The organism is Thalassospiraceae bacterium LMO-JJ14 (genome assembly GCA_021555105.2).
GTDB lineage: Bacteria > Pseudomonadota > Alphaproteobacteria > Rhodospirillales > Casp-alpha2 > UBA4479.
The window spans coordinates 691,124-714,824 of the sequence record CP134604.1 but is presented as its reverse complement, the minus strand read 5'-3'; the positions used below and the strand labels follow the sequence as shown (position 1 = coordinate 714,824).

The 23,701-nt window shown below is 58.9% G+C and carries 20 protein-coding genes; 14 read left to right on the top strand and 6 right to left on the bottom strand.

Features of this window, described 5'->3' with window-relative positions:
- Positions 1-4 precede the first annotated feature (4 nt).
- On the bottom strand, positions 5-736 hold the full coding sequence (locus L2D14_03455; protein ID WNK00487.1) for a 3-deoxy-manno-octulosonate cytidylyltransferase: 732 nt from the start codon (positions 734-736) through the stop codon (positions 5-7).
- A gap of 170 nt (positions 737-906) precedes the next feature.
- Here L2D14_03455 and L2D14_03450 point away from each other — a divergent pair, with 170 nt between their 5' ends.
- The 7 genes from L2D14_03450 (at position 907) to L2D14_03420 (ending at position 9,087) form a co-directional block, all read left to right on the top strand.
- Positions 907-1,446 carry a cytochrome c family protein gene (locus tag L2D14_03450; GenBank protein WNK00486.1) on the top strand — a complete coding sequence of 180 codons (540 nt, stop codon included), beginning with the start codon at positions 907-909 and terminating at the stop codon, positions 1,444-1,446.
- Positions 1,443-2,252 carry an inositol monophosphatase family protein gene (locus tag L2D14_03445; GenBank protein ID WNK00485.1) on the top strand — a complete coding sequence of 270 codons (810 nt, stop codon included), beginning with the start codon at positions 1,443-1,445 and terminating at the stop codon, positions 2,250-2,252. The genes L2D14_03450 and L2D14_03445 overlap by 4 nt, the downstream gene beginning before the upstream one ends.
- A gap of 136 nt (positions 2,253-2,388) precedes the next feature.
- Positions 2,389-4,236, top strand: coding sequence for an extracellular solute-binding protein (locus L2D14_03440; protein ID WNK00484.1), 1,848 nt, complete (start codon positions 2,389-2,391; stop codon positions 4,234-4,236).
- A gap of 74 nt (positions 4,237-4,310) precedes the next feature.
- Entirely contained in the window at positions 4,311-5,429 is a 1,119-nt protein-coding gene (locus L2D14_03435) for a microcin C ABC transporter permease YejB (GenBank protein WNK00483.1), read from the top strand.
- A gap of 88 nt (positions 5,430-5,517) precedes the next feature.
- Positions 5,518-6,513, top strand: a complete 996-nt coding sequence (locus L2D14_03430; protein ID WNK01641.1) for an ABC transporter permease — start codon at positions 5,518-5,520, stop codon at positions 6,511-6,513.
- On the top strand, positions 6,510-8,129 hold the full coding sequence (locus L2D14_03425) for an ABC transporter ATP-binding protein (protein ID WNK00482.1): 1,620 nt from the start codon (positions 6,510-6,512) through the stop codon (positions 8,127-8,129). The genes L2D14_03430 and L2D14_03425 overlap by 4 nt, the downstream gene beginning before the upstream one ends.
- Positions 8,130-8,154: 25 nt before the next feature.
- Complete coding sequence (locus L2D14_03420) at positions 8,155-9,087, top strand: glyoxylate/hydroxypyruvate reductase A (protein WNK00481.1); 933 nt, start codon at positions 8,155-8,157, stop codon at positions 9,085-9,087.
- Here the strand turns inward: L2D14_03420 and L2D14_03415 are convergent.
- Together L2D14_03415 and L2D14_03410 are read right to left on the bottom strand one after the other, a co-directional pair.
- Positions 9,084-9,815: a sulfite exporter TauE/SafE family protein gene (locus tag L2D14_03415; GenBank protein ID WNK00480.1), complete on the bottom strand. Its 732-nt coding sequence runs from the start codon at positions 9,813-9,815 to the stop codon at positions 9,084-9,086. The genes L2D14_03420 and L2D14_03415 overlap by 4 nt on opposite strands.
- Positions 9,812-10,615, bottom strand: a complete 804-nt coding sequence (locus L2D14_03410) for an undecaprenyl-diphosphate phosphatase (GenBank protein ID WNK00479.1) — start codon at positions 10,613-10,615, stop codon at positions 9,812-9,814. The genes L2D14_03415 and L2D14_03410 overlap by 4 nt, the downstream gene beginning before the upstream one ends.
- A 283-nt stretch (positions 10,616-10,898) precedes the next feature.
- Between L2D14_03410 and L2D14_03405 the strand changes: the two genes are divergently transcribed.
- The 7 genes from L2D14_03405 to L2D14_03375 all read left to right on the top strand — a co-directional run bounded on the left by L2D14_03405 (position 10,899) and on the right by L2D14_03375 (position 20,454).
- Entirely contained in the window at positions 10,899-12,335 is a 1,437-nt protein-coding gene (locus L2D14_03405) for an NAD(P)-dependent oxidoreductase (protein WNK00478.1), read from the top strand.
- A 10-nt stretch (positions 12,336-12,345) separates the two neighbouring features.
- Positions 12,346-12,777, top strand: a complete 432-nt coding sequence (locus tag L2D14_03400; protein WNK00477.1) for a GFA family protein — start codon at positions 12,346-12,348, stop codon at positions 12,775-12,777.
- Positions 12,774-17,336 carry a glutamate synthase large subunit gene (gene gltB / locus L2D14_03395; GenBank protein WNK00476.1) on the top strand — a complete coding sequence of 1,521 codons (4,563 nt, stop codon included), beginning with the start codon at positions 12,774-12,776 and terminating at the stop codon, positions 17,334-17,336. Before L2D14_03400 ends, gltB begins: the two co-directional genes overlap by 4 nt.
- 80 nt (positions 17,337-17,416) lie before the next feature.
- Positions 17,417-18,136, top strand: coding sequence for a gamma-glutamyl-gamma-aminobutyrate hydrolase family protein (locus tag L2D14_03390; GenBank protein WNK00475.1), 720 nt, complete (start codon positions 17,417-17,419; stop codon positions 18,134-18,136).
- Positions 18,137-18,138: 2 nt separating this feature from the next.
- Positions 18,139-18,966, top strand: coding sequence for an NAD(P)-dependent oxidoreductase (locus L2D14_03385; protein ID WNK01640.1), 828 nt, complete (start codon positions 18,139-18,141; stop codon positions 18,964-18,966).
- Positions 18,963-19,355: a DUF423 domain-containing protein gene (locus tag L2D14_03380; GenBank protein ID WNK00474.1), complete on the top strand. Its 393-nt coding sequence runs from the start codon at positions 18,963-18,965 to the stop codon at positions 19,353-19,355. The genes L2D14_03385 and L2D14_03380 overlap by 4 nt, the downstream gene beginning before the upstream one ends.
- A gap of 94 nt (positions 19,356-19,449) precedes the next feature.
- A complete protein-coding gene (locus L2D14_03375) occupies positions 19,450-20,454 on the top strand; it encodes an ion transporter (protein ID WNK00473.1) in 1,005 nt (334 codons plus the stop codon).
- 125 nt (positions 20,455-20,579) lie between these two features.
- Here the strand turns inward: L2D14_03375 and L2D14_03370 are convergent, their stop codons facing one another.
- The 3 genes from L2D14_03370 to trpA are packed head-to-tail and all read right to left on the bottom strand — an operon-like array spanning position 20,580 to position 23,699.
- Positions 20,580-21,878, bottom strand: a complete 1,299-nt coding sequence (locus tag L2D14_03370) for a folylpolyglutamate synthase/dihydrofolate synthase family protein (GenBank protein ID WNK00472.1) — start codon at positions 21,876-21,878, stop codon at positions 20,580-20,582.
- Positions 21,865-22,848, bottom strand: a complete 984-nt coding sequence (accD, locus tag L2D14_03365) for an acetyl-CoA carboxylase, carboxyltransferase subunit beta (protein ID WNK00471.1) — start codon at positions 22,846-22,848, stop codon at positions 21,865-21,867. The genes L2D14_03370 and accD overlap by 14 nt, the downstream gene beginning before the upstream one ends.
- Positions 22,845-23,699, bottom strand: coding sequence for a tryptophan synthase subunit alpha (gene trpA, locus L2D14_03360; GenBank protein ID WNK00470.1), 855 nt, complete (start codon positions 23,697-23,699; stop codon positions 22,845-22,847). Before trpA ends, accD begins: the two co-directional genes overlap by 4 nt.
- Positions 23,700-23,701: the final 2 nt, after the last annotated feature.

Below are 23,701 nucleotides of genomic sequence, written 5' to 3'. Positions count from 1 at the left end.
CTTTTCAACGCTGCAGAATATCTCGTGCGCGTTCAAGGTCGGCGGGAGTATCGACACCGAGCGGAACCGTGTCAACGCGGACCGCATCGATCCGCATGCCGGCTTCCAGTGCGCGCAGTTGTTCGAGTTTCTCACGCTGTTCAAGATTTCCCGGCGGCATCGAGACAAACCGGCGCAGCGCATCGCGCCTGTAGGCGTATATGCCGATGTGGTGCCACAGGGGACCGTCGCCGGCAGGGGCCTCGGCGCGTGTAAAGTACAGCGCCCGCGCCCGGTTATGGCCCTGATCGAAGGCCGTCACGCATTTGACGACGTTGGGATTGATTCTTTCCCCGGGATCGGTGATCGCCGAAACAAGCGTCGCGATATCGACCTCCGGATTGCGCAACGGTTCAATGACATCCTTGACCAGTTGCGGGTCCAGCGTCGGCAGGTCGCCTTGCAGGTTGACCACTACATCGTATGTCTCGTCCGGGTCCAGCAACCTAAGGGCCTCCCAGATGCGATCCGATCCGGACGGATGGTCCGGGTCGGTAAGCACCGCGTCGAATCCCGCCGCTTCGACCGCTGCAATAATCTCGTTTTCGGCCGCTGCGCACAGAACCGGTCCGCATGCCGCTTCGCGGGCACGGTCCAGGACATGGCAGATCATCGGTTTGCCGTGAATGTCCGCCAGGGGCTTGCCGGGCAGCCGGGTCGAGGCGAGCCGGGCCGGGATAATAATAATCGGGTTCATGCTTCCCCCGCTGTTGTGTCGGCAACCCAGGACAGCGCCACGGATTGCAGCCCTGGTATACCCGTCAGGACCGCCTTATCCCAGCCCTTTCGGCAAATTCACGAGACATGTTGAACGTTCGGCGCGGAGCCGCTAAAACATCCCGTAACGTTAGTCTAGGAGAGAGACGCATGCACTTCTCGTTTTGGGAAAAGTCCGGTTTCGCCGTTCTTATGGCAGCCTGGGTCATTTGGGGCAGCAATCAGATCGGGAACATGCTTGTTCACGCCGATGAATTGCAAGAAGACGCCTACAAGATCGAGGTCGCGGATTCCGGCGGCGCCGATAAGGCCGCAGGTGCCGAAAAGGCCCCTGAGGTAAGCGCCATTGAATTGCTTGCGTCGGCTTCGACTGACAAGGGTGCCAAAGTCTTCAAGAAGTGCGCCGGTTGCCACACCATTGAAAAAGGCGGCGCCGACAAGGTCGGTCCTCACCTTTATGGTGTGCTTGGCCGCGAAAAAGGCAAAGTCGGCGGCTTCGCCTACTCCGATACGCTGGCCGGCATGGGCGGCACGTGGTCTTACGAAGACATGGACCACTTCCTGAAAAGCCCGCGTGATTTCATTTCGGGCACCAAGATGACCTTTGCGGGGCTCAAGAAAGCCTCCGACCGGGCCGCGGTGATCCTGTACATGCGTGAAAACAACGACAATCCGCCGCCGCTGCCATGAGCCCCGCGGCGGACATTCCCGCCGATATCGATGATATCCTGGACCTTGCCGGCCGCCTCGCGGATGCGGCAAGGCCGGGCATTCTCCGTCATTATCGTAGCGGCATCGGCCATATCGCCAAGGGTGACGAAAGCCCGGTGACGGAAGCCGACCGTGCGGCCGAACGCATCATGCGTGACATGATCGCCGCCGAACGCCCCGATGACGGTATTTTCGGCGAAGAATTCGGCGTTACCAACCCGGATGCGGATACCGTCTGGATCCTCGACCCCATTGACGGCACCAAGGCCTTCATCACCGGCAAGCCGGTATTCGGCATTCTGATCGGTGTCGTCAGGCATGGCCGCGCTATCGCCGGTGTCACCGACGGTCCGGCGACGGGCGACCGGTGGATCGGCGGCATCGGACGCGAAACCCTTTTCAATGGCTTGCCCGTGACCACCCGGAAAGGCCGCAGCCTGGATCAGGCCTGGTTGACGGCAACGTCACCGGAAATGTTCACGGGCGACCACAAGGCGCGGTTCGCTGCCCTGATGGACGCCGCGCATTACACCACCTTCGGTTCCGAATGCCAGGGCTACGGCCAGATGGCCTGCGGCTGGGTCGATCTGGTCTGTGAAGACACGCTCGCACCGTACGATTATGCAGCCCTGATCCCGATCATCGAGGGGGCGGGCGGCATCATAACCGACTGGTCCGGCAACCCGCTCGGCTTTGAAGCCGGTGAGGACGCCAAGAAACATGCCGTTATCGCCGCTGCCGACAAGACGCTGCACGAAGCCGCCGTCAAGATCCTCAGCAAATGAACAAACGTTAAGTTGCGGCACCCGCTCACGGCATGTTTATCCTGACCGAGAACGGCATTCCTTGAAGATATGCCCCTCTAAGCCCAATATCTGAGCCAATATATACACTATTGAGCGAACCGAGCCCGGAGGCCCCATGCATTCCAAGTCCGCGACCCCCCTGCTTCGTTTTGTGACGCTGGCGATCGTCCTTCTGCTGGCATCCCCGCTCTCGGCCGAGGAACCGCAGCCGCAGCACGGCCTGGCGATGCATGGTGATCTCAAGTACGGCCCGGCGTTCACGCATTTCGATTACGTCAACCCGAACGCGCCGAAGGGCGGCGAAATACGCCTTGGCGCCATCGGCGGCTTCGACAGCCTTAACCCGTTTATCATCAAGGGGAACGCCGCCGGCGGGGCATCATTCGTGTATGACACGCTTTTAACGTCGTCGGCCGACGAGGCGTTCAGCGAATATGGCCAGTTGGCGAAGACGGTGCGCACGCCCGAAGATCGCTCATGGGTCGAATTCACATTGCGCGACGAAGCACGTTGGCATGACGGCAAGCCGATCACCGCCGACGATGTCATTTTCAGCTTCAACATTCTCGTCGAAAAAGGCGCGCCTTTTTACCGGTTCTATTACGGCAGTGTCGCCCGAGCCGTGAAACTCGGCCCGAAAACCGTCCGCTTCGAATTCAAGCCCGGCGAAAATCGCGAGCTGCCGTTGATCCTCGGCCAATTGCCCGTGCTGCCGAAGCATTACTGGGAAACCCGCGAATTCGATTCGACGACGCTGGAGCCGCCGCTCGGCAGCGGCGCGTATCGCGTCAAGAGCGTTGAAGCCAACCGCAATATCGTCCTGGAGCGGGTAAAGGATTACTGGGGCCAGAATTTACCGGTCAACGTCGGCCAGAACAATTTCGATATAATCGAGTTCGAATATTACCGCGATGCGCAGGTCGCCATAGAAGCCTTCACCGGCGGGCGATTTGATTTCCGCCAGGAAAACTCATCCAAGGCCTGGGCCACCGCCTATGACGTCCCCGCCGTCAAAAAAGGCCAGATCAAGCTGGAAAAATTCGATCATGACCGTTCTTCGGGCATGCAGGGTTTCGGCTTCAATCTGCGCCGTGACACCTTCAAGGACCCAAAAGTCCGCGAAGCCCTCGCCTACGCCTTTGATTTCGAATGGTCGAACAAAAATCTGTTTTACGGGCAATACACCCGGACCCGCAGTTACTTCGACAATTCCGAACTCGCCGCAACGGGCCTGCCGTCCGATGCCGAACTGAAATTGCTGGAACCTTATCGCGCTCAGTTGCCTGCGGAAGTTTTCACCAAGGAATACAACCCACCCAAAACCGACGGATCGGGAAATATCCGTGGCAACCTGAGGACTGCATCCAAGCTGCTCAGGGATGCCGGCTGGGTCATCAAGGACGGTGTCCGGGTTAACGAGAAAACCGGCAAGACACTGGAGTTTGAAGTTCTGCTATCAAGCCCGCTTTTCGAACGCGTCGTTCTTCCGTTCGCCAAGAACCTTGAAAAACTCGGCGTCAAAGCCCGCGCGCGCACTGTCGAAACGGCACAGTACCGCCGTCGCATCGATACCTTCGATTACGATATGATCGTCATGAACTGGGGGCAGTCCTTGTCGCCCGGCAATGAGCAGCGTGATTTCTGGGGCAGCGCCTCAGCCGATCAGGAAGGCAGCCGCAATTCGACCGGCATTAAAAGCCTGGTTATCGATGCGCTGGTCGAAAAGCTGATTTCGGCACCCGACCGTCAGGCCTTGATCACCGCCTGCCACGCGCTCGACCGTGTCCTGCAGTGGCAGCATCTGGTGATCCCGCATTTCCATGCCGGTTACGACCGGATCGCGTATTGGGACAAATTCGGTCAGCCGAAAATCACCCCGACACGCGGCACGCAATTCCTGAGCTGGTGGGTCGATTCCAAAAAAGCCCAAGCCCTCAATGCCGTACGCAAGGGGTCGAATTGACCACTCTCCGCGATCCCGTCTTCCCGGCGTTCCTTACGGGTGACGGCAAGCGTCCGCATCGGTAAACTCGGCTCATGTTCGCATACATCATCCGCCGCCTGTTGTTCGTTCCGCCGACGCTGTTCGTGATCATTCTGATCAACTTCGCAGTGGTGCAGGTTCTGCCTGGCGGACCGGTGGAACAGATGATCTCGCAGATCGCCGGGGAAGCCATAGACGCCACCGGCCGTGTCAGCGGCAATGTCGGTTCGGAAACGTCGGCCGGAAGCGGGCAACAGGGTGGCGGCACGTCATCAGGCTCCGTTGAAAGCAAATACCGAGGCGCTCAGGGTCTGCCGCCTGAATTCATCAAGGATCTCGAAAAACAGTTCGGCCTCGACAAACCGGCGCACGAGAGATTCTTCCTGATGCTGAAGAACTATCTCGTGTTCGATTTCGGCGACAGTTATTTCAAGGATGCCAGCGTCGTCGAGTTGGTGCTCGACAAGATGCCGGTGTCGATTTCGCTGGGTCTGTGGACGACGTTGCTGGTTTATCTGATTTCGATCCCGCTCGGTGTTGCCAAGGCGGTACGTGACGGGTCCCGCTTCGATGTCTGGACATCGGGTATCGTTATCATCGGCAATGCGATTCCGGGCTTTTTGTTCGCCATCCTGCTGATCGTCCTGTTCGCGGGCGGGCGCTATTACGACCTGTTCCCGCTCAGGGGGCTGGTATCCGAAAACTTCGATGAGTTGTCGACCGGCGCAAAAATCGCCGATTACTTCTGGCACATGACACTGCCTATTCTGTCGATGGTCATCGGCGGCTTCGCCGGCTTGGCCATGCTGACCAAAAATTCTTTTCTGGAAGAAATCAACAAGCAGTACGTGGTCACGGCACGGTCCAAGGGGCTGACGGAAAAGCGCGTGCTGTACGGCCATATATTCCGGAACGCCATGCTGATCGTCATTGCCGGGTTTCCCAGCGCCTTTATCGGCATCCTGTTTACCGGTTCGCTGATTACCGAGATCATTTTCTCGCTCGATGGCCTTGGACTTCTCGGCTTCGAGGCGGCGCTCAACCGCGATTATCCTGTGATGTTCGCAACGCTGTATTTCTTCACGCTGATGGGCCTCGTGCTCGGTATTCTGGGCGACGTCATGTACCACATCATCGATCCCCGTATCGATTTCGAAAGCCGGGAGGCCTGAGATGGAGGCGGTCATCGACAAAGCCGCCACCGGGCAAGCCGAGCATCGCTTTCTGGGCAAGCGCATCTCACCGCTCAATGCACGCCGGATGCATAATTTCCGGACCAACCGGCGCGGCTATATCTCGCTGTGGCTTTTCGCCATGCTGTTTGTCGTCAGCATGTTTGCGGAACTGCTTGCCAACGATAAACCGGTTTTCGTCTGGTACGACGGCGGCGCCTATATGCCGGTCTTCAAGGAATATGCGGAAACCGAGTTCGGTGGTGAATTTCAGACCGAGGCCGATTACCGCGACCCGTTCGTTCGCGACCTGATTGTCGAAAAAGGCTGGATGATGTGGCCGCCGGTGCGGTTTTCATACGACACCGTCAATCTCAACCTGCCTGGCCCGGCACCCTATGGACCGACGGCTGAAAACTGGCTCGGCACGGACGATCAGGGCCGCGATGTGCTGGCGCGGACGATTTACGGGTTTCGCATCTCCGTTGTATTCGGGGTTCTGTTGACGATCCTGAGTTCCATCATCGGAATCTCCATCGGTGCCATTCAGGGTTATTTCGGCGGCTGGATCGATCTGATCGGGCAACGGTTTATCGAAATCTGGACCTCCATGCCGCAGTTGTATCTCCTGATCATCCTGGCCAGCGTTTTCGTGCCGAGCTTCTGGCTTTTGCTGGGGCTGTTGCTGCTGTTTCAATGGGTGTCGCTGGTCGGCGTGGTGCGCGCCGAATTTTTGCGGGCCCGCAATTTCGATTATGTGCGTGCCGCACGGGCGCTCGGCGCCGGCGATCTGATTATCATGTTCAAGCACATACTGCCCAACGCCATGGTGGCGACATTGACGCTTTTGCCGTTCATCCTCGCAGGCTCGGTAACGATCCTGACCAGTCTTGATTTTCTCGGTTTCGGATTGCCGCCCGGCTCGCCGTCGCTGGGCGAGCTCCTGAATCAGGGCAAGAACAACCTGCATGCACCATGGCTCGGCATCACGGCTTTCATTATACTTTCCCTGATGCTGTCGTTGCTGGTGTTTATCGGCGAGGCGGTGCGCGATGCCTTCGACCCGAGAAAGACCTTCCGATGAGCACGATCCTCCGCGTCGATAATCTGCATGTTTCGTTCGGCCATGGCGCACGTGAGGTCAAGGCGGTCGAGGGCGTGTCGTTCGACATCGAAGCCGGACGCACGCATGCCCTGGTCGGCGAGTCGGGGTCCGGAAAGTCGGTATCCGCATTGTCGATCATGCGGCTACTGCCCTACCCCAACGCCTGGCATCCGGCGGGCAGCATCGATTTCACCGGCGACGAAATCATGGCGGCACCTGAAAGTTTTATGCGCTCCATCCGCGGCAATCGGATCGCGATGATCTTCCAAGAGCCGCTGAACAGCCTCAATCCGTTGCATTCCATCGAAAAGCAGATTTCCGAAGTGCTTCTGGTACACAAGCACATGACGATTGAGGCGGCGCGCACACGGGTTATCGAACTTCTCAAGCTGGTCGGGCTTGAAGGCGCCACGGAACGGCTTCACGCCCTGCCGCACGAATTCTCCGGTGGCCAGCAGCAGCGCATCATGATCGCCATGGCGCTCGCCAACGAACCGGAAATTCTTATCGCCGACGAGCCGACAACAGCGCTGGATGTGACGGTTCAGGCGCAAATCCTGAAGCTTCTGAAAGACCTTCAGGCCGAACTCGGCATGGCCATGCTGCTGATCACGCACGATCTCGGTATCGTCCGGCGCATGGCCGATACGGTGTCGGTCATGAACAGCGGCAAGGTCGTCGAAAGCGGCGATGCCGAGACCGTGTTCACCCAGCCCGAGCACGAATACACCCGGCACCTGCTTGCCGCCGAACCGAAGGGCCGCCCCGATCCGGCGCCCGGCGGCGAGAGTATCCTCAAAGGCGATGATGTCCGCGTCTGGTTTCCAATCAAACGGGGCGTGCTCCGCCGCACGGTCGGCTACATCAAGGCGGTCGACGGGATATCGGTGGATATCCGCGCCGGGCATACCGTCGGCATCGTCGGCGAGTCGGGTTCGGGCAAATCGACGCTCGGCCGCGCGTTGATCCGCCTGGAAAGATCAACCGGCGAGATCGCTTTTCAGGGATCGTCCGTACAGGGTTTGAGCTGGGGTGAACTACGCCCGCTCCGCCGTCAAATGCAGATCGTTTTTCAGGATCCTTACGGCTCGCTCAGCCCGCGCCTATCGATCGGCCAGATTATCGAGGAAGGGCTGATCATTCATGATCTCGGCGATGAGGATGAGCGTCGTAAGATGATCGATGCCGCGTTGCTCGAGGTCGGCCTGGAACCGGCCATGCGCGACCGCTATCCGCATGAATTTTCGGGCGGCCAGCGCCAACGCATCGCCATTGCCCGCGCCCTTGTTCTCAAACCCAGGTTTATCGTCCTCGATGAGCCGACCAGCGCGCTCGACATGTCGGTACAGGCGCAGATCGTCGAACTGCTGCGCGATTTGCAGAAAAAGCACGACCTCGCCTATATGTTCATCAGCCATGACCTGAAAGTCGTCCGTGCCATGGCGCATGATGTCGTGGTCATGAAAGAAGGCCGCGTTGTCGAACAGGGCCCCGCCGAACAGATATTCGATAACCCGCAGCAGCCCTATACCAAGGCGCTGCTAGCCGCCGCCCTTAACCTCACCGCCGACGAAAGCGGCGTGGTGAGCACCTAGACTTGCAATAAAAGAGAGACGTTTTATGAAATTTATGTTCCTGTCTGCCGCCGACAAAGCCGAAGCCTGGCGTGACGCCATACTAACGAAATTCCCCGATGCCGGATTCGATGTCTGGCCGGATGAAATCGCCGACAAGTCCAGCTACGATTACGCCATTGTCTGGCGGCCGCCGGTGGGTGAGTTGAAGACATTTCCGAACCTGAAAGGAATTCTGTCGCTGGGCGCCGGTGTCGACGGCATTCTCAGCGATACCGAACTTCCCGAGAATGTGCCGGTGGTGCGCCTTGTCGACCGCTGCCTGACCGAGGGCATGAGCGAGTACGTACTTTACTGGGTTATTCATTATCACCGCCGCCTCGGCGTGTATCTGAATTGGACGACGGGCGGCACCTGGAAACAGATGCGCCAGACCGACACCCGCGACAGGAAAGTCGGCTTCCTGGGGCTGGGTGAGCTGGGCAGCGATGCCGCCAAGAAGGTCGCAGCCCTCGGCTTCGATGTCGCCGGCTGGTCGCGTACGGAAAAGCACATCGAGGGCATTACGTCTTACCATGGCGCGGACGGCCTAACGCCGTTCTTGAATCGGACGGAAATCCTGATCGTGCTGTTGCCGCTGACCGAATCGACGCGCGGCATCGTCAACAAGGAGACCCTGGCAGCCCTGCCCGAAGGCGCCAACATCATCAATTGCGCGCGCGGTGCGCATGTTGTCGATGAGGATTTGCTTGCGGCGCTCGACAGCGGTCATATCAACGCCGCCACGCTCGATGTGTTTCACGTCGAACCGCTACCCGCCGGTCATCCGTTCTGGACCCATCCCAAGGTCACGGTAACACCACATATGGCGTCCCTGACGGTGCCGTCGAGCGCAGCCGACTGGATGGAGGAAAACGTCAAGCTGATCGAAGCCGGCAAACCGCCGCTCAACACCGTCGATATCAAGAAAGGCTATTAACCGCCGGCAATCCCCGTCCACAACATGGTGATCGCGGCGATGATGAGCATCACGTCGAGCATGTGTTCGAACGCATGAATGCTCATTCGGTCGACAAGGCGCTTTGCGGCGAACGAGCCTGCGATCATCGATGAGCCGACGATCAGGCCCTGCACGATCTGTGGCCACGGCAACGCCCCCAACATCTGAAACGTCGCCGCCTTGGAAATCATCAGGGCCAGGGAGGCGACAGCCTCGGTCGACAGCAGCGCGCCCTTGGACAGGCCGACGGCCCCGAAGGCAGGAATGCTGAGCGGCCCGGTCGACAAGACGATCCCCGTCAGAAACCCGATCACACCGCCGGCGATTGCCAGTTGCCAGAGCGGCATATGCATGTCGCGAACCCGCATCCAGCGGCGCATTGGGATAAGCGCCAGAAAGAAGATACCAAGCGCAATCTCGACGATGCTGGCGGGCAGCACCAAAAGCGTCCGCGCCCCCAGTGCGGCCCCCGGCACACCGAAGACGGAATATGCCCAAAACGCGCGCCAGTCGATGTCACGCCACCACGCCAGCGATTTGCCGATATTTCCCATGACGGCGGCAACGGCCATGATCGGCACCGCCTGTTGCGGGCCGAACTGCAAGATCAGGATCGGCAACAGGATGATCGAGGCACCGGTCCCGACGATGGCGCTGATCCCACCGGCGCATAGGCCAGCCGCCAGGACGAAGATGTACCCGGTCACAAAGCGCCGTAAACGACAGCCAGCAGAAAGCCGCCCAGCACAATCCGATAGACCACGAACGGTGTGAACGATGCGCGGCGCAACCATGCCATCATCAGCGCAATGGCGATCAACGCGAAGATGAAGGACAACCCGGCGGCAACGAAAGCGTCCGCGGCAAGTTGCACGTCACCGCTTTGATAGATGTCGATACCGCTCAACGTCCCGGCGGCAATGATTGTCGGTATAGATAACAACATGGAAAATCGGGCGGCATCGGGACGCTCCATGCCGATAAACCTGGCTGCTGTCATGGTAATACCGGATCGGCTGGTACCGGGGATCAGTGCCAGACACTGTGCCAGACCGATAAAAAACACGTCCAGCACGCCGAGATGTTCAATCCGGCGCACCGTCATGCCGACCTGATCGGCGATCCAAAGCAGAATCCCAAAGCCGATCGTCGCCCAGGCAATGACCTGCAAATCGCGAAACATGTTCGGCGCATAGTGATGAAGCGCCAGACCGGCACCGACCACAGGGATGGTGCCGACGACCAGAAGCAGAAACAGCCTTGCCCCCGGGTCACGGCGGCCTTTCAGCATACGGCCGATACCGGCCAGCATGGCGCCGACGTCCTTGTACAGATAAAGCACAACCGCCAGCAGGGTGCCGACATGCACGGCAACATCGATCATCAGCCCCTGGTCCGGCCAACCGAGAAACATCGGCGCCAGCACAAGGTGTCCTGACGAACTGATCGGCAGAAACTCCGTAATGCCCTGAACTGCGGCCAAAATGACAAGATGTAGGATCGGCATAGTCAGCCCTCGCAAGGTATTGTGACACATAGCGCGATTGGCGGTGAGTGCCAATCGTCAATTTTGTCTCATAATGGTACTAATTTTGATCCTTTGAGGAAACTTTCGCGATGAATCCTCACGGCGATGACAATCTTATTGCGTCATCATCAAATAATTAGTAAAAGATACTGACCTATTAAGAAATTTGGCGAAGAGAATCGCAGCCTGGACCGCCTTGAGGGGCCTTCACGGCTGCCGCGCTACGGCAAAAAGCCGAGTGCAGGGACCTTGGGGAGCAGACATGCCTGATCGTATGCAGCAGTTCATCAAAATTGACGGCACCATGCCGGACAAACGCGATGCCACCGAACGCCGCGCCGACTTCGACGAGATTTACGCCGAATACAGCGACGAAGCCGCTGTCCAACAGGCGTCGCGTTGCGAACAATGCGGCATCCCCTATTGCCAGGTGCATTGCCCGCTGCAAAACAACATCCCCGACTGGCTGCGCCTGGCCACGGAAGGCCGCCTTGAAGAAGCCTACGAGACCTCGCAGGCGACGAACACTTTCCCCGAAGTATGTGGCCGTATCTGTCCGCAGGACAGACTCTGTGAAGGCTCGTGCGTGCTCGAGCAGTCGCGCCACGGCACCGTCACCATCGGCGCCATTGAGAAATACATTACTGATACGGCCTGGAAAGAAGGTTGGGTTAAGGCGCCCGTGGCACAGGCCGATCTGGGCCTTTCCGTCGGCATCATCGGCGGCGGCCCGGCCGGCCTTGCGGCGGCGGAACGTCTGCGCATCATGGGCTACGAAGTCCATGTTTACGACCGGTATGACCGCATGGGGGGGCTGCTGATCTACGGTATTCCCAACTTCAAGCTGGAAAAGGACATCGTCGAACGACGCACCAAGCTGCTGGCCGACGGCGGCGTCATTTATCATCAGAATTTCGAGGTCGGCCGCGACGCTTCCCTGGCCGACCTCAGGGCCGAACACGCCGCCGTCCTGATCGCCACCGGCGTCTACAGCGCACGCGAACTGCAGGCCCCGGGTTCCGGCCTCGAGAACATCTTCGCGGCCATGGATTTTCTGACGGCAAGCAATCGCAAGGGCCTGGGCGATTCGGTGCCGTCGTTCGATGACGGTACGCTCAATGCATACGGCAAAAACGTTGTCGTCATCGGTGGCGGCGACACCGCCATGGACTGTGTCCGAACCGCCGTCCGTCAGGGCGCAAAAACGGTCAAATGTCTGTACCGCCGAGACCGCGCCAATATGCCGGGCTCGCAGCGCGAAGTCGCAAACGCCGAGGAAGAAGGCGTCGAATTCGTCTGGTTGTCGGCCCCCGAAGCATTCCTCGGCAAGGACAAGGTCGAAGCCGTGCGGGCACATCGCATGCATCTGGGCGTCGCCGATGTGACCGGCCGTCAAATTCCGGAACCCATCAAGGATTCCAGCTTCAACATCGAAGCGGATATCGCCATCAAGGCACTCGGCTTCGATCCGGAAGACTTGCCGAGCCTGTTCGGCGCCCCGGAACTGGCCGTCAGCAAGTGGGGCACGGTCAAAGTCGATGAGCCTTCGAAGATGACCGAGATGGACGGCGTATTTGCCGCCGGCGACATCTACCGGGGTGCCTCGCTTGTCGTGTGGGCCATCAAGGACGGCCGCGATGCCGCCGACGGCATTCACCGCTACCTGCAGTCGGGCGCCCAGCGTGCCGACGCGGCCTGAGGATTGAGCCATGAGTGATAAATCCCACGGAAAATGCCTTTGCGGGAAGGTGAGTTTCACAACCGAGCGCATCCACGAGGTCAACGCATGCCATTGCGACATGTGCCGTCGCTGGTGCGGCAGCCCAGGCATCGCCGCGCACCTGAAAGGCGCCCCCGAAATCAAGGGCGAGAAATCCCTCACCTGGTTCAGCAGTTCGGAATGGGCGGAACGCGGTTTCTGCAATGTCTGCGGCAGCAGTCTTTTCTATCGTCTGAAAGGCGAGACACCGCAATATTTCGTCATGGCGGGCACTTACGATGATCAATCCGCCTTCAAACTGGCAGGCCAGATATTCATAGATGAAAAGCCCGAATACTATAATTTTGCCGGCGATATCCCGTCCATGACGGGTGCTGAAGTCATCGCCCTGTATGCCGAAAAACCGGAGAGCACGTCATGAGCAAGCGCACCGAGAATGCCATCGAAACCGCGGAAGAATTCGTTGCCCGCTTCGAACGCGATTCGAAACGCCTTGCCAAAACCGGTCTTTACGACCCGGCGGACGAGCATGCATCTTGCGGCGTCGGCATGATCGCCGCGATCGATGGCCAACCGACACGCCGTGTTGTCGAAGCCGCCATCGAAGCCCTGAAAAAGATCTGGCATCGCGGTGCCGTCGACGCAGACGGCAAGACAGGCGATGGCGCCGGTATTCATGTCCAGATTCCCTGGGAATTCGTCAAAGAACACATCCGTCATACCGGTCATGAACCGGGCGACGACAAGATCGCTGTCGGCATGATCTTCCTGCCGAAAGCCGATCTTGGGGCACAGGAAATCTGCCGCTCCATCGTCGAAACCGAAGTGCTGCGCAGTGGTTACGGCATTTACGGCTGGCGCCAGGTACCGATCAACGTCGATGTCATCGGTGAAAAGGCCAACACCACACGCCCTGAAATCGAACAGATCATGCTGTCGACCAAGGCCGACATCTCGTATGAGGATTTCGAGCGCGACCTTTACGTTGTCCGTCGCCGTATCGAACGCCGTGTGCTGGCCGAACACATCAACGACTTCTATATCTGTTCAATGAGTTGCCGCTCGGTCGTCTATAAGGGGATGTTCCTGGCCGAACAATTGACGTCTTTCTATCCGGATTTGCTGGATGATCGCTTCATTTCCAACTTCGCGATTTATCACCAGCGCTATTCGACCAACACTTTCCCGACCTGGCGCCTCGCGCAACCGTTCCGCATGCTGGCGCATAACGGCGAAATCAATACGTTGACCGGCAACGTCAAGCTGATGAAGGCGCACGAGCCGAAAATGGCCTCGCCGCTGTTCGGCGAAAACATCGAGGACCTTAAGCCGATCGTGCCGTCCAGAAGCTCGGATTCAGAAGCTCTCGATAGTGTGTTCGAACTGCTTTGCCGTGCCGGTCGGCCGGCGCCGATGGTCAAGGCGATGACGATACCGGAATCCATTGCCCAGAACAAAACCATGCCGCCCGAACATGAGGCGCTGTTTTCCTACTGCAACGCCGTACTTGAGCCGTGGGACGGCCCGGCGGCGATCTGCGCGCATGACGGCCGCTGGGTGGTTGCCGGCATGGACCGTAACGGTTTGCGCCCGATGCGCTTTGTTACAACAAGCGATGGCCTGCTGATCGTCGGCTCCGAGGCCGGCATGGTGGAAATTCCCGACGGGACGGCGACCGAGAAGGGTCGTGTCGGCCCCGGCGGCATGATCGGTATCGATCTTGAAACCGGTACATTTTATCACGATCAGGAACTGAAATCCCTGACAGCGGCACGCGGCGATTTCGCCAAATGGACAGAGCGGACGACCGCCCTCGACGACATCATCGAGGCCGCTGACGTCAAGGGAAGCATGCTCAGCCCTGAAGAACTGCGCCGCCGTCAGCATTGCTTCGGATTGTCGATGGAAGACATGGAGATGATCCTGCAGCCGATGATCGAGGGCGGCAAGGAAGCCATCGGTTCCATGGGCGACGATGCCCCACTGGCTGTGCTGTCCGACAAGTACCGCGGCATGCACCACTTCTTCCGTCAGGCGTTTTCGCAGGTCACCAACCCGCCGATCGACAGTCTCAGAGAACGCCGGGTAATGAGCCTCAAGACCCGGCTCGGCAACCTCGGCAATATCCTCGACGAGGAACCGAGCCAGTGCGATTTGTTGCAGCTGGAAAGTCCGGTGCTGTCGAATGCCTCTTTCGAGGCCATGAAACGCTATATGGGCGATACAGCTGCCGAAGTCGACTGCACATTCGTTCCCGAAGGCCCCGGTTCCCTGACCGAAGCCCTGCAGCGCATCCGCTCTGAAGCCGAAGCCGCTGTACGCGCCGGTAAGACACACCTCGTGCTCTCCGACATGAACACAGGCGCCGAGCGTGCGCCGGTGCCGATGATCCTGGCCGCCGGCGGTGTGCACACGCATCTGGTACGCGAGGAACTGCGCACCTTTACGTCGATCAACGTGCGCTCGTCGGAATGCCTGGATGTGCATTATTTTGCCGTTCTGATCGGCGTCGGTGCTACGACCGTCAATGCCTATTTGACCGAAGAGGCGATCTATGACCGTCAGCGCCGCGGCCTTCTGGAAGGCCTCAGCGTCGAACAGGCGGTCGACAACTATAAAGATGCCATCGATCAGGGTCTGTTGAAGATCATGTCGAAGATGGGTATCGGCGTGCTCAGCTCGTATCGTGGCGGCTACTGCTTCGAAGCTGTCGGACTTTCGCGGGCGCTGGTTGCGGAGTTCTTCCCCGGCATGGCGTCGCGGATTTCCGGTATCGGCCTGCCTGGTATCAAGCGAAACGTCGCCGCCATGCACAAGACAGCCTTCAGCAAGGATGCAATCCCCCTGCCCGTCGGTGGATTTTACAAAGTCCGTGCCGGCGGGGAGCGCCACGGCCACGACGGCAAGCTGATCCATGTCCTGCAGTCGGCTGTCAGCAGTGAGTCCTATTCTCTCTACAAAAAGTTTTCCGAAGGCGTGCATTCACGTCAGCCGATCTTCATTCGCGACCTGCTGGCTTTCAAACCGGACCGCCCGACAATCCCCGTCGAACAGGTGCAGAGCGTTACTGAAATCCGCAAACGTCTCGTTGCACCCGGGATTTCACTGGGCGCGCTTAGCCCGGAAGCGCACGAGACTCTCTCCATTGCCATGAACCGAATCGGCGCCAAGTCGGATTCCGGTGAAGGTGGCGAAGACCCCGCCCGCTTCCAGCCGCGGCCGAACGGCGACAACCCTTCGAGCGCCATCAAGCAGGTGGCGTCGGGTCGCTTCGGCGTGACGGCGGAATACTTGAATAACTGCCGCGAAATCGAAATCAAGGTCGCTCAGGGTGCAAAACCGGGCGAAGGCGGACAGTTGCCGGGTTTCAAGGTCTCGAGCATGATTGCCAAGCTACGGCACGCAACGCCGGGGGTCACACTGATCAGTCCGCCGCCGCACCACGATATCTATTCCATCGAGGATCTGGCGCAGCTGATTTATGACCTCAAGCAGATCAACCCGGATGCCAGCGTTTGTGTGAAACTTGTTGCACGGTCGGGTGTCGGCACGATTGCCGCGGGGGTCGCCAAGGCCAAGGCGGACGTGATCCTGATTTCAGGCCACGACGGCGGCACCGGGGCAAGCCCGCAAAGTTCCATCAAATATGCCGGTATCCCCTGGGAAATGGGTCTTTCCGAAGCCAACCAGGTGCTGACGCTGAATAGACTCCGCCATAAGGTGAAATTACGTGTGGATGGCGGCATCAAGACCGGCCGTGATGTCGTCATGGCGGCAATGCTGGGGGCTGACGAGTTCGGCATCGGCACGGCATCGCTGGTCGCCATGGGCTGTATCATGGTCCGTCAGTGTCATTCCAACACCTGCCCGGTCGGCGTCTGCACGCAGGATGAGGCTTTGCGTGAAAAATTCACCGGCACGCCGGAGAAAGTCGTCAACCTGTTCACGTTTGTCGCCGAAGAAGTCAGTGAAATTCTTGCCGACCTCGGCTATGAAACGCTGCAGGAAATCACCGGGCGTTCTGACCTGCTGGCTCAGGTCAGCCGAGGTGCGGCGCACCTCGACGATCTTGATCTGAACCCGTTGCTGCAACAGGCCGACCATGGCGGGTATCCCCGCTATTACGACGGCGAAGGCCGCAACGAGGTCCCCGACACGCTGGATGCACAGATCATCAAGGACGCCATGCAGACATTCCAGCACGGCGAAAAAATGCAGCTCACCTATGCGATCCGCAACACGCATCGTGCCGTCGGGGCGCGTACCAGCTCGCTGATCACACGTAAATACGGCATGTCCGGCCTCGATCATAACCATCTGACGGTCAGGCTGCGGGGTTCCGCCGGTCAGTCTCTTGGTGCATTTGCCGTGCAGGGCCTGGCACTGGAAGTTCTGGGCGATGCTAACGACTATGTCGGCAAGGGTCTGTCGGGCGGCACCATCGTGCTGCGTCCACCTGTCTCAAGCCTGCTCGAGAGCGAAAAGAATACCATCATCGGCAATACCGTGTTGTACGGCGCCACAGCCGGTCGCCTGTTCGCCGCCGGTCAGGCCGGGGAACGGTTCTGTGTCCGGAATTCAGGTGCCACGGCGGTGATCGAAGGCTGCGGGTCGAACGGTTGCGAGTACATGACCGGCGGTCTGGTCGTAATTTTAGGCGAGGTCGGCCCCAACTTCGGCGCCGGCATGACCGGCGGGATGGCCTTCGTTTATGACCCGGACGACAAATTCGACTTGCAGGCCAACCCTGAAACCATCATCTGGCAGTCGGTCGAAACCGAATACTGGCAGGATGTGCTGAAGGTACAGATACAGCAGCACGTTAAACGCACACATTCCAGACACGCGCTGCGTCTGCTTAACGACTGGAACCGCGAACTGCCGAATTTCCGTCAGATCGTGCCGAAGGAAATGATCGGCAAGCTTGAGCACCCGGTCACCTTGTCGGAACAAACCGGACTGAAGACGGCTGGCGAATAACTTCTTCATGCCTGTCTCCCGACGGGAGACAGGCATGCGCGATGGTTTGCAAAACCATCCGCGCGCCCTAGAATCAGCTTATGAATAATCGACCGCTCATCGGCATCCTGCTCGACTATGAAACTTCGGGCTCGTTCTCGAAACGGCCGCATTACGCATTGCGCACCGCGTATTTCGATGCGGTATGGAAAGCCGGCGGCCTGCCTCTCGGCATCCCCTATATCGAAGATGCACGTGATGCGTATCTGGCGTCGCTTGGCGGTCTGATCGTGCCGGGCGGGTTTTATCCGTTTCCTGCGGAAGTTTACGGCAGGCCCGCCAATGACGAAGCGGTGCATCCCCGCTATGCGTTCGAACGCACATTGATGCTGGATGCGCTTGGCCGCGATCTGCCGACACTCGGCATCTGTGCCGGCATGCAGGTGATGGCCGTCGCCCGCGGTGCGACCGTTTATGACGATATCGCTGCCGAGTTGGATTGTGCCGTCGACCATCTGAATGAAAAGCCCGCCGAGGAACGTGCCCACACCGTGAGCGTCAGCAATGGCACGCGGCTTCATGAAATCACCGGCTTGTCGGAAATCGCCGTCAACACAGCTCACAATGAAGCGCTGAAGGATATCCCCGACGGCATCGTTGTCAGCGCCCGTGCACCGGACGGCATCGTCGAAGCCATAGAATTGCCGGACCGTCGTTTCGCTATCGGTGTGCAATGGCATCCAGAATTTTTCCTCGACGATGGCGACCCAAATTTCAAGCTGTTCGAACATCTGGTTCAGAACGCCGGTTCACCTTCGTGAGCATGATCAGGGGCACCGTTCTCGGCGTTGCCGGGTGTGGCGCCATGGGGCTGCCGATGGCGGAAAACCTGCTTGGCGCGGGCGTTGACGTCTGGGGTTACGATATCAAGCCGGTCGATGCCTCCGATAACATGAAGAACCGCATGATCGCCGACGCGCCGGCGTTTGCCGCCAAGGTCGGCACGGTCATTTCCGTTGTCCGCGATATCGCCGAGACGGAAGCCTTGCTGTTCAACGATCAGGCGATCCTCATGGGACAGGATTGTCCGAAAACGCTGATCCTGTCGTCGACCCTGTCGCCCCGCTATATCCGCGATGTCGCGGCGCGTGTTCCGGGTGACGTAACCGTCATCGATGCCCCCATGTCCGGCGCCCCCTACCGTGCCCGCGACGGCAGCCTGACATTCATGGTCGGCGGCGAAGCGGACACAGTATCCGCATTGATGCCTATCTTCGACGCCATGGGGGAACAGGTACATCACCTGGGTCCGGTCGGCGCCGGGGCAGCCTGCAAGGTTGCTAACAACCTGTGCGCCGCTGCCGGTGTGGTCGCCGTCAGACGCGCGCTCAAGGCGGCCGGTGGATACGGGATAGAGCCCGGAAAGCTTCTCGATGTGATGCGAACCTCCTCGGGCGCGACCTGGTACGGTGACAATCTGGATAAGATAGACTGGGCGCGTGAAGGCTATGATCCCGCCAACACTATGGGCATTCTCGAAAAGGATGTAAAAAGCTTCACCGACGCCCTTGAAGGACTGGATGACATGGACACCGGACCTTTCGAAGACGCCATTATTGCAGAAATCCGCAAGATGGAGCCGCTCACATGACAGAATCCGCTCTATCACGCAATTATCTGCTCGCAGCGGCTGCGTTGTCGGCAGCGGCAGCCGTCGGGCTGGGCGCCTATGGCGCGCACGGGCTGGGCACAGATCAAAGCCTTGTCGGCATCTGGAAAACCGGCGTCGCCTATCAAATGTGGCATGCGCTCGGCGTATTTGCCTGCGCCTGGGTGGCAACCCGGCGGACAGGCCTGACGGCTACTCTTGCCCGCATTTCCGGTTGGATGCTGCTCGTGGGTTCGCTGGCGTTTGCCGCATCGCTTTATATTTTCGTGCTCAACGGCATAGTCCCCATAACAGGCCTTGCTCCAACAGGCGGCATGATCATGATTGCCGGATGGATACTTATTGGGATTTCGGCGCTGCGGCGTGCTTAAACGTTTCAGCTGAAACGTTCTGTCACAATCAAATACTTCACGTTCCGGCTCAGTAAAGCTAGGGTTTGCAGCATGAAATACGCTTGGGGGTAAGATGCGTAAACGGATTTTTTCGCTGTTGGACGCCGGTCACTCGGAAGAGCCTCTGGCCCGCTTTGTCGATCTCTTCCTGATCGGTCTGATATCGTTGAACGTTGCCGCCGTGATCTTCGAGTCCATGCCGGAAGTCTATGCTCAATATGCGCCCTACTTCGATGCGTTTGAGATCTTCTCTGTTTCTTTCTTTACGATCGAGTATGTGCTTCGCGTCTGGTCCTCGGTTGAAAGCAGAAACCCACGCTATAAATCGCCTTTTAAAGGCCGACTCCGCTTCATGTTATCGCCCCTGACGCTGATCGACCTGATCGTCATATTGCCGTTCTACCTGAGTTCCTTTTTCGGCGCCGATCTGCGTATGTTGCGGGCCTTACGGCTGCTCAGGGCCTTCCGCCTGACCCGCTATGCCAATTCCATGAACCTGCTTTTACAGGTTTTGCGCGATGAAGGTCCGATCATTTCCGCAGCCCTGTTCGTCTTGCTGATGATGATTACGGTTGCTGCCAGTGTCACATACCTGGCCGAACACGACACACAGCCGGAAGCTTTTGCCTCGATACCGCATGCCCTGTGGTGGGCGGTCGTGACCATGACCACCATCGGTTACGGCGATGTCGTACCGCAGACTTTGATCGGGCGTCTCTGTGCGTCCGTCATCGGGATCATCAGTGTGGGTATGGTAGCGTTACCGGCTGGCATTCTCGCATCCGGCTTCAACGAGGCGCTGCACCAACGCCGCAAGACATATGAAAACCTTGTCGACCATGTTCTCGAAGACGGCGCCATCGACGAGGACGAACATCTTGAGTTACGCCATCTTCAAGAGGAGCTTGGCCTGAACCAGCATGAAGCGGCAGCCATCCTCAAGGCGGGGTATCGCAAACTCACGGCAGGAACCGAAAGTTGTAAGCAATGCGGCCAAACGATCATCCGAAAACCCGACCCTGACGACGGGGCCCCGCCGGCCGGCGGATCATCGAAACGGGTCTCGAAATTCGGCTAGGCTAATCAAGCGACAGCCCGGATTTCATTGTATCTCAGGATCGTCATGGTACCCCTCCCGTGGTTACGGCATCAGGGATAGCATAGTTTCTCTTATATGCTAATGATAATCATTCTCATAATTGATTACCCATGATCGGATAAGATCGACCCGGCGAAATACAAAGACCCGCAGATCAACACCCTTGCCGGGCGGTCCGCAGCGGCGACGATTGCCTTGGCAGCCTCAAGAGCGGTTTCAGCAGTTGTCGCGGACAAGCCGGCAGCGGCGGCTATGGCCGCGAGTTCCGTTGCGTCGATCGCCGCATCCTCATCGGGGATCGTTACGCAGTGCACGCTTTGCGCGACCCCGGCGAGAGGTTTGAAATACCCCTTTGGCTGCTTCGAATTGATCATCCCGGCAATCAGGTAAAGCGGTCTGTCCGCCCAGCACCGCCCCGCATGCCTGGCCAGGGTTTCACCCGCATCCGGGTTGTGCCCGCCGTCAAGCCACACCTCCCAGTCATCGGGCAACACATCGAGGACAGGCCCGAAATCCAGCCGCTGCAATCGAGCCGGCCAGGAAACGTTTTGCAATCCTTCGGCGATGTGTGCGTCGGTGATCTCGAACGTCCCAAGCGCGCGCGCAATCACAGCCGCCTGCCCAGCGTTGGCAATCTGGTGTGTCCCTGGCAAAGCCGGCATCGGCAGGTCAAGCCACGAGCCCTGGTGCTCCAGTACCATACCGTCGCCGTTGCTGTTCTCATGCGCACGCCAGTTAAGCCCCCATTCCAGCAAGGGCGCTTCGCGTGCCTCGGTATGGCCGACGATCACATCCATTGCATCGGGAAGTTGCGGGCCGACGACACAGGGAACCCCCGGCTTGATGATCCCCGCTTTCTCGGTCGCTATTTCACCCAGGGTTTCGCCCAGGAATTGTTGGTGGTCGAGCGAAACGGGTGTAATCGCCGTTACCGCCGGATGGGCAACGACATTCGTCGCATCCAACCGGCCGCCGAGCCCGTTTTCCAGCAATACCACATCCGCCGGAATGCGCGAGAAGGCTAGAAAAGCCGCCGCCGTGGTGATTTCAAAAAACGTGATCGACTGGCCGGCGTTGGCGGCTTCGCATTCTTTCAAAAGCGCATCCAGATCGTCTTCGGATATCAGTTCCCCGCACAGTCGGATGCGTTCATGAAAATGAACCAGATGCGGCGAGGTATAGACATGCACGGATAGACCTGCGGCTTCCAGTATGGCGCGCAGAAAGGCCAGCACAGATCCCTTGCCGTTGGTGCCGGTGACATGCACCACCGGGGGCAAGTGCCGTTCCGGATGGCCAAGGGCAGCCAGAAGCCGCTCCATCCGGCCCAGCGATAAATCGACGAGTTTAGGATGCAGCGATAACAGACGCTTCAGCGTCGTATCGCTCTTAGGTATGTTCACGGCTTTCCGTGCCGTCCTCTTCTATTCCGGCAGTGGCGTTTTTGCCGCCCTTGGCCGGAGGCAGAATTTCGGCGTCGATGCCGCTTTCCGTATCGAACGGCACAAGATCGCCGGCTTTGCCGGGCGCCATCAGAAGGTTTATCACCTGCGCCAGCTTTTCGCGCAGGTCGCGTCTGGAAACGACCATATCGACCATGCCGTGCTCATACAGATACTCGGCACGCTGAAAACCTTCTGGCAGGGTTTCGCGGATTGTCTGTTCGATCACCCGTTGTCCGGCAAAGCCGATGACCGCGCCCGGCTCCGCAATATGGATATCCCCCAGCATGGCAAACGACGCAGAAACCCCGCCGGTCGTGGGATCGCACAGGACAACGATATACGGAAGTCCCGCTTCACGGACTTCCTCGACGGCGATGGTGGTGCGCGCCAACTGCATCAGGGAATGGATGCCCTCTTGCATGCGCGCGCCACCCGACGATGTAAGGACGACCAGCGGCGCCTGCTGAATCACGGCCAATCGCGCCGCCGTCAACACACCCTCGCCAACGGCAAGCCCCATCGATCCGCCCATGAAGGAAAAATCGAAAGCCGCCATCACGGTCTGGATGCCGCCGACCCTGCCATGTGCGACAAGGATCGCATCCTTTTCCTTGGTCTTGGTCTGTGCTTCCTTGAGACGGTCGGTATAGCGCTTTATATCGCGGAACTTGAGCGGATCGGTTACCGGCGATTGCAACTCGACCGGCTCGTAGGTGCCGTCATCGAACAGCATGTCCAGGCGTTCTTTCGCGCCCAGCCGCATATGGTGATCGCAGTGCTGGCAGACGCGCAGGTTCTTCGTCAGATCCCTGTGGAATATCATCTGCCCGCAGTTCGGGCACTTGTGCCACAAGTTGTCGGGAACCTCTTTCCGCCCGCCGACAAGCTCGCGGAGTTTCGGACGAACGAAATTGGCAATCCAGCTCAAGAAGCTTTCTCCGTTTTTTGCGCGCCGCGAACGCCGTCTGCGAGCGACCTGACCAGGCCAAGTACCGCATCAACCGTTCCGGGGCCCGGCTTTGCATCATCATCAAGGTTTGCCGTGATCTGGTCAACCAGCGCCGAGCCGACAACGGCGGCATCGGCGACAGAGGCAATTTTCGCCGCCTGTTCCGGGGTGCGGATACCGAAGCCGACCGCGACCGGCAGATCCGTCATGGCGCGGATACGCCCGACGTGGCCCGCGACATCGGTGGCCTGCGCCGAACGGGTTCCGGTAATCCCGGTTATGGAAACAAAATAAACGAAGCCCGATGCATGTTCCAAGACCCGCGGCAAACGTGCATTCGTCGTCGTCGGCGCCGTCAGATAGATAAAGTTGATCCCGGCATCAAGCGCGGGAAGGCACAGTTCGCGTTCTTCTTCCGGCGGCAGATCGACAACGATCAGGCCATCGACACCTGCTTTTTTGGCGTCCACCAGGAAGCTGTCGACGCCGTAGATATAAATCGGATTGTAGTAGCCCATCAGGACGATCGGTGTTTCGTTATCCTTTTTTCGGAACTCGGCCACCATCGCCAGGGTTTTTCTGAGCGTCATGCCGCCTTTGATGGCGCGCAGGGAGCTTGCCTGAATGGCCGGACCGTCCGCCATCGGATCGGAAAACGGCACGCCGATCTCAATCAGATCGGCGCCGGCCTCGGCGATGCCGTCGAGAATTTTCGCAGACGTCTCGAGGTCCGGGTCGCCGGCGGTCGTGAACGTCACCAGACCGGCGCGGCCTTCGGCGCGAAGCTTGGCAAAACGTTTTGTGATGCGTGTTTCTGGCTGTTTGCTCATGT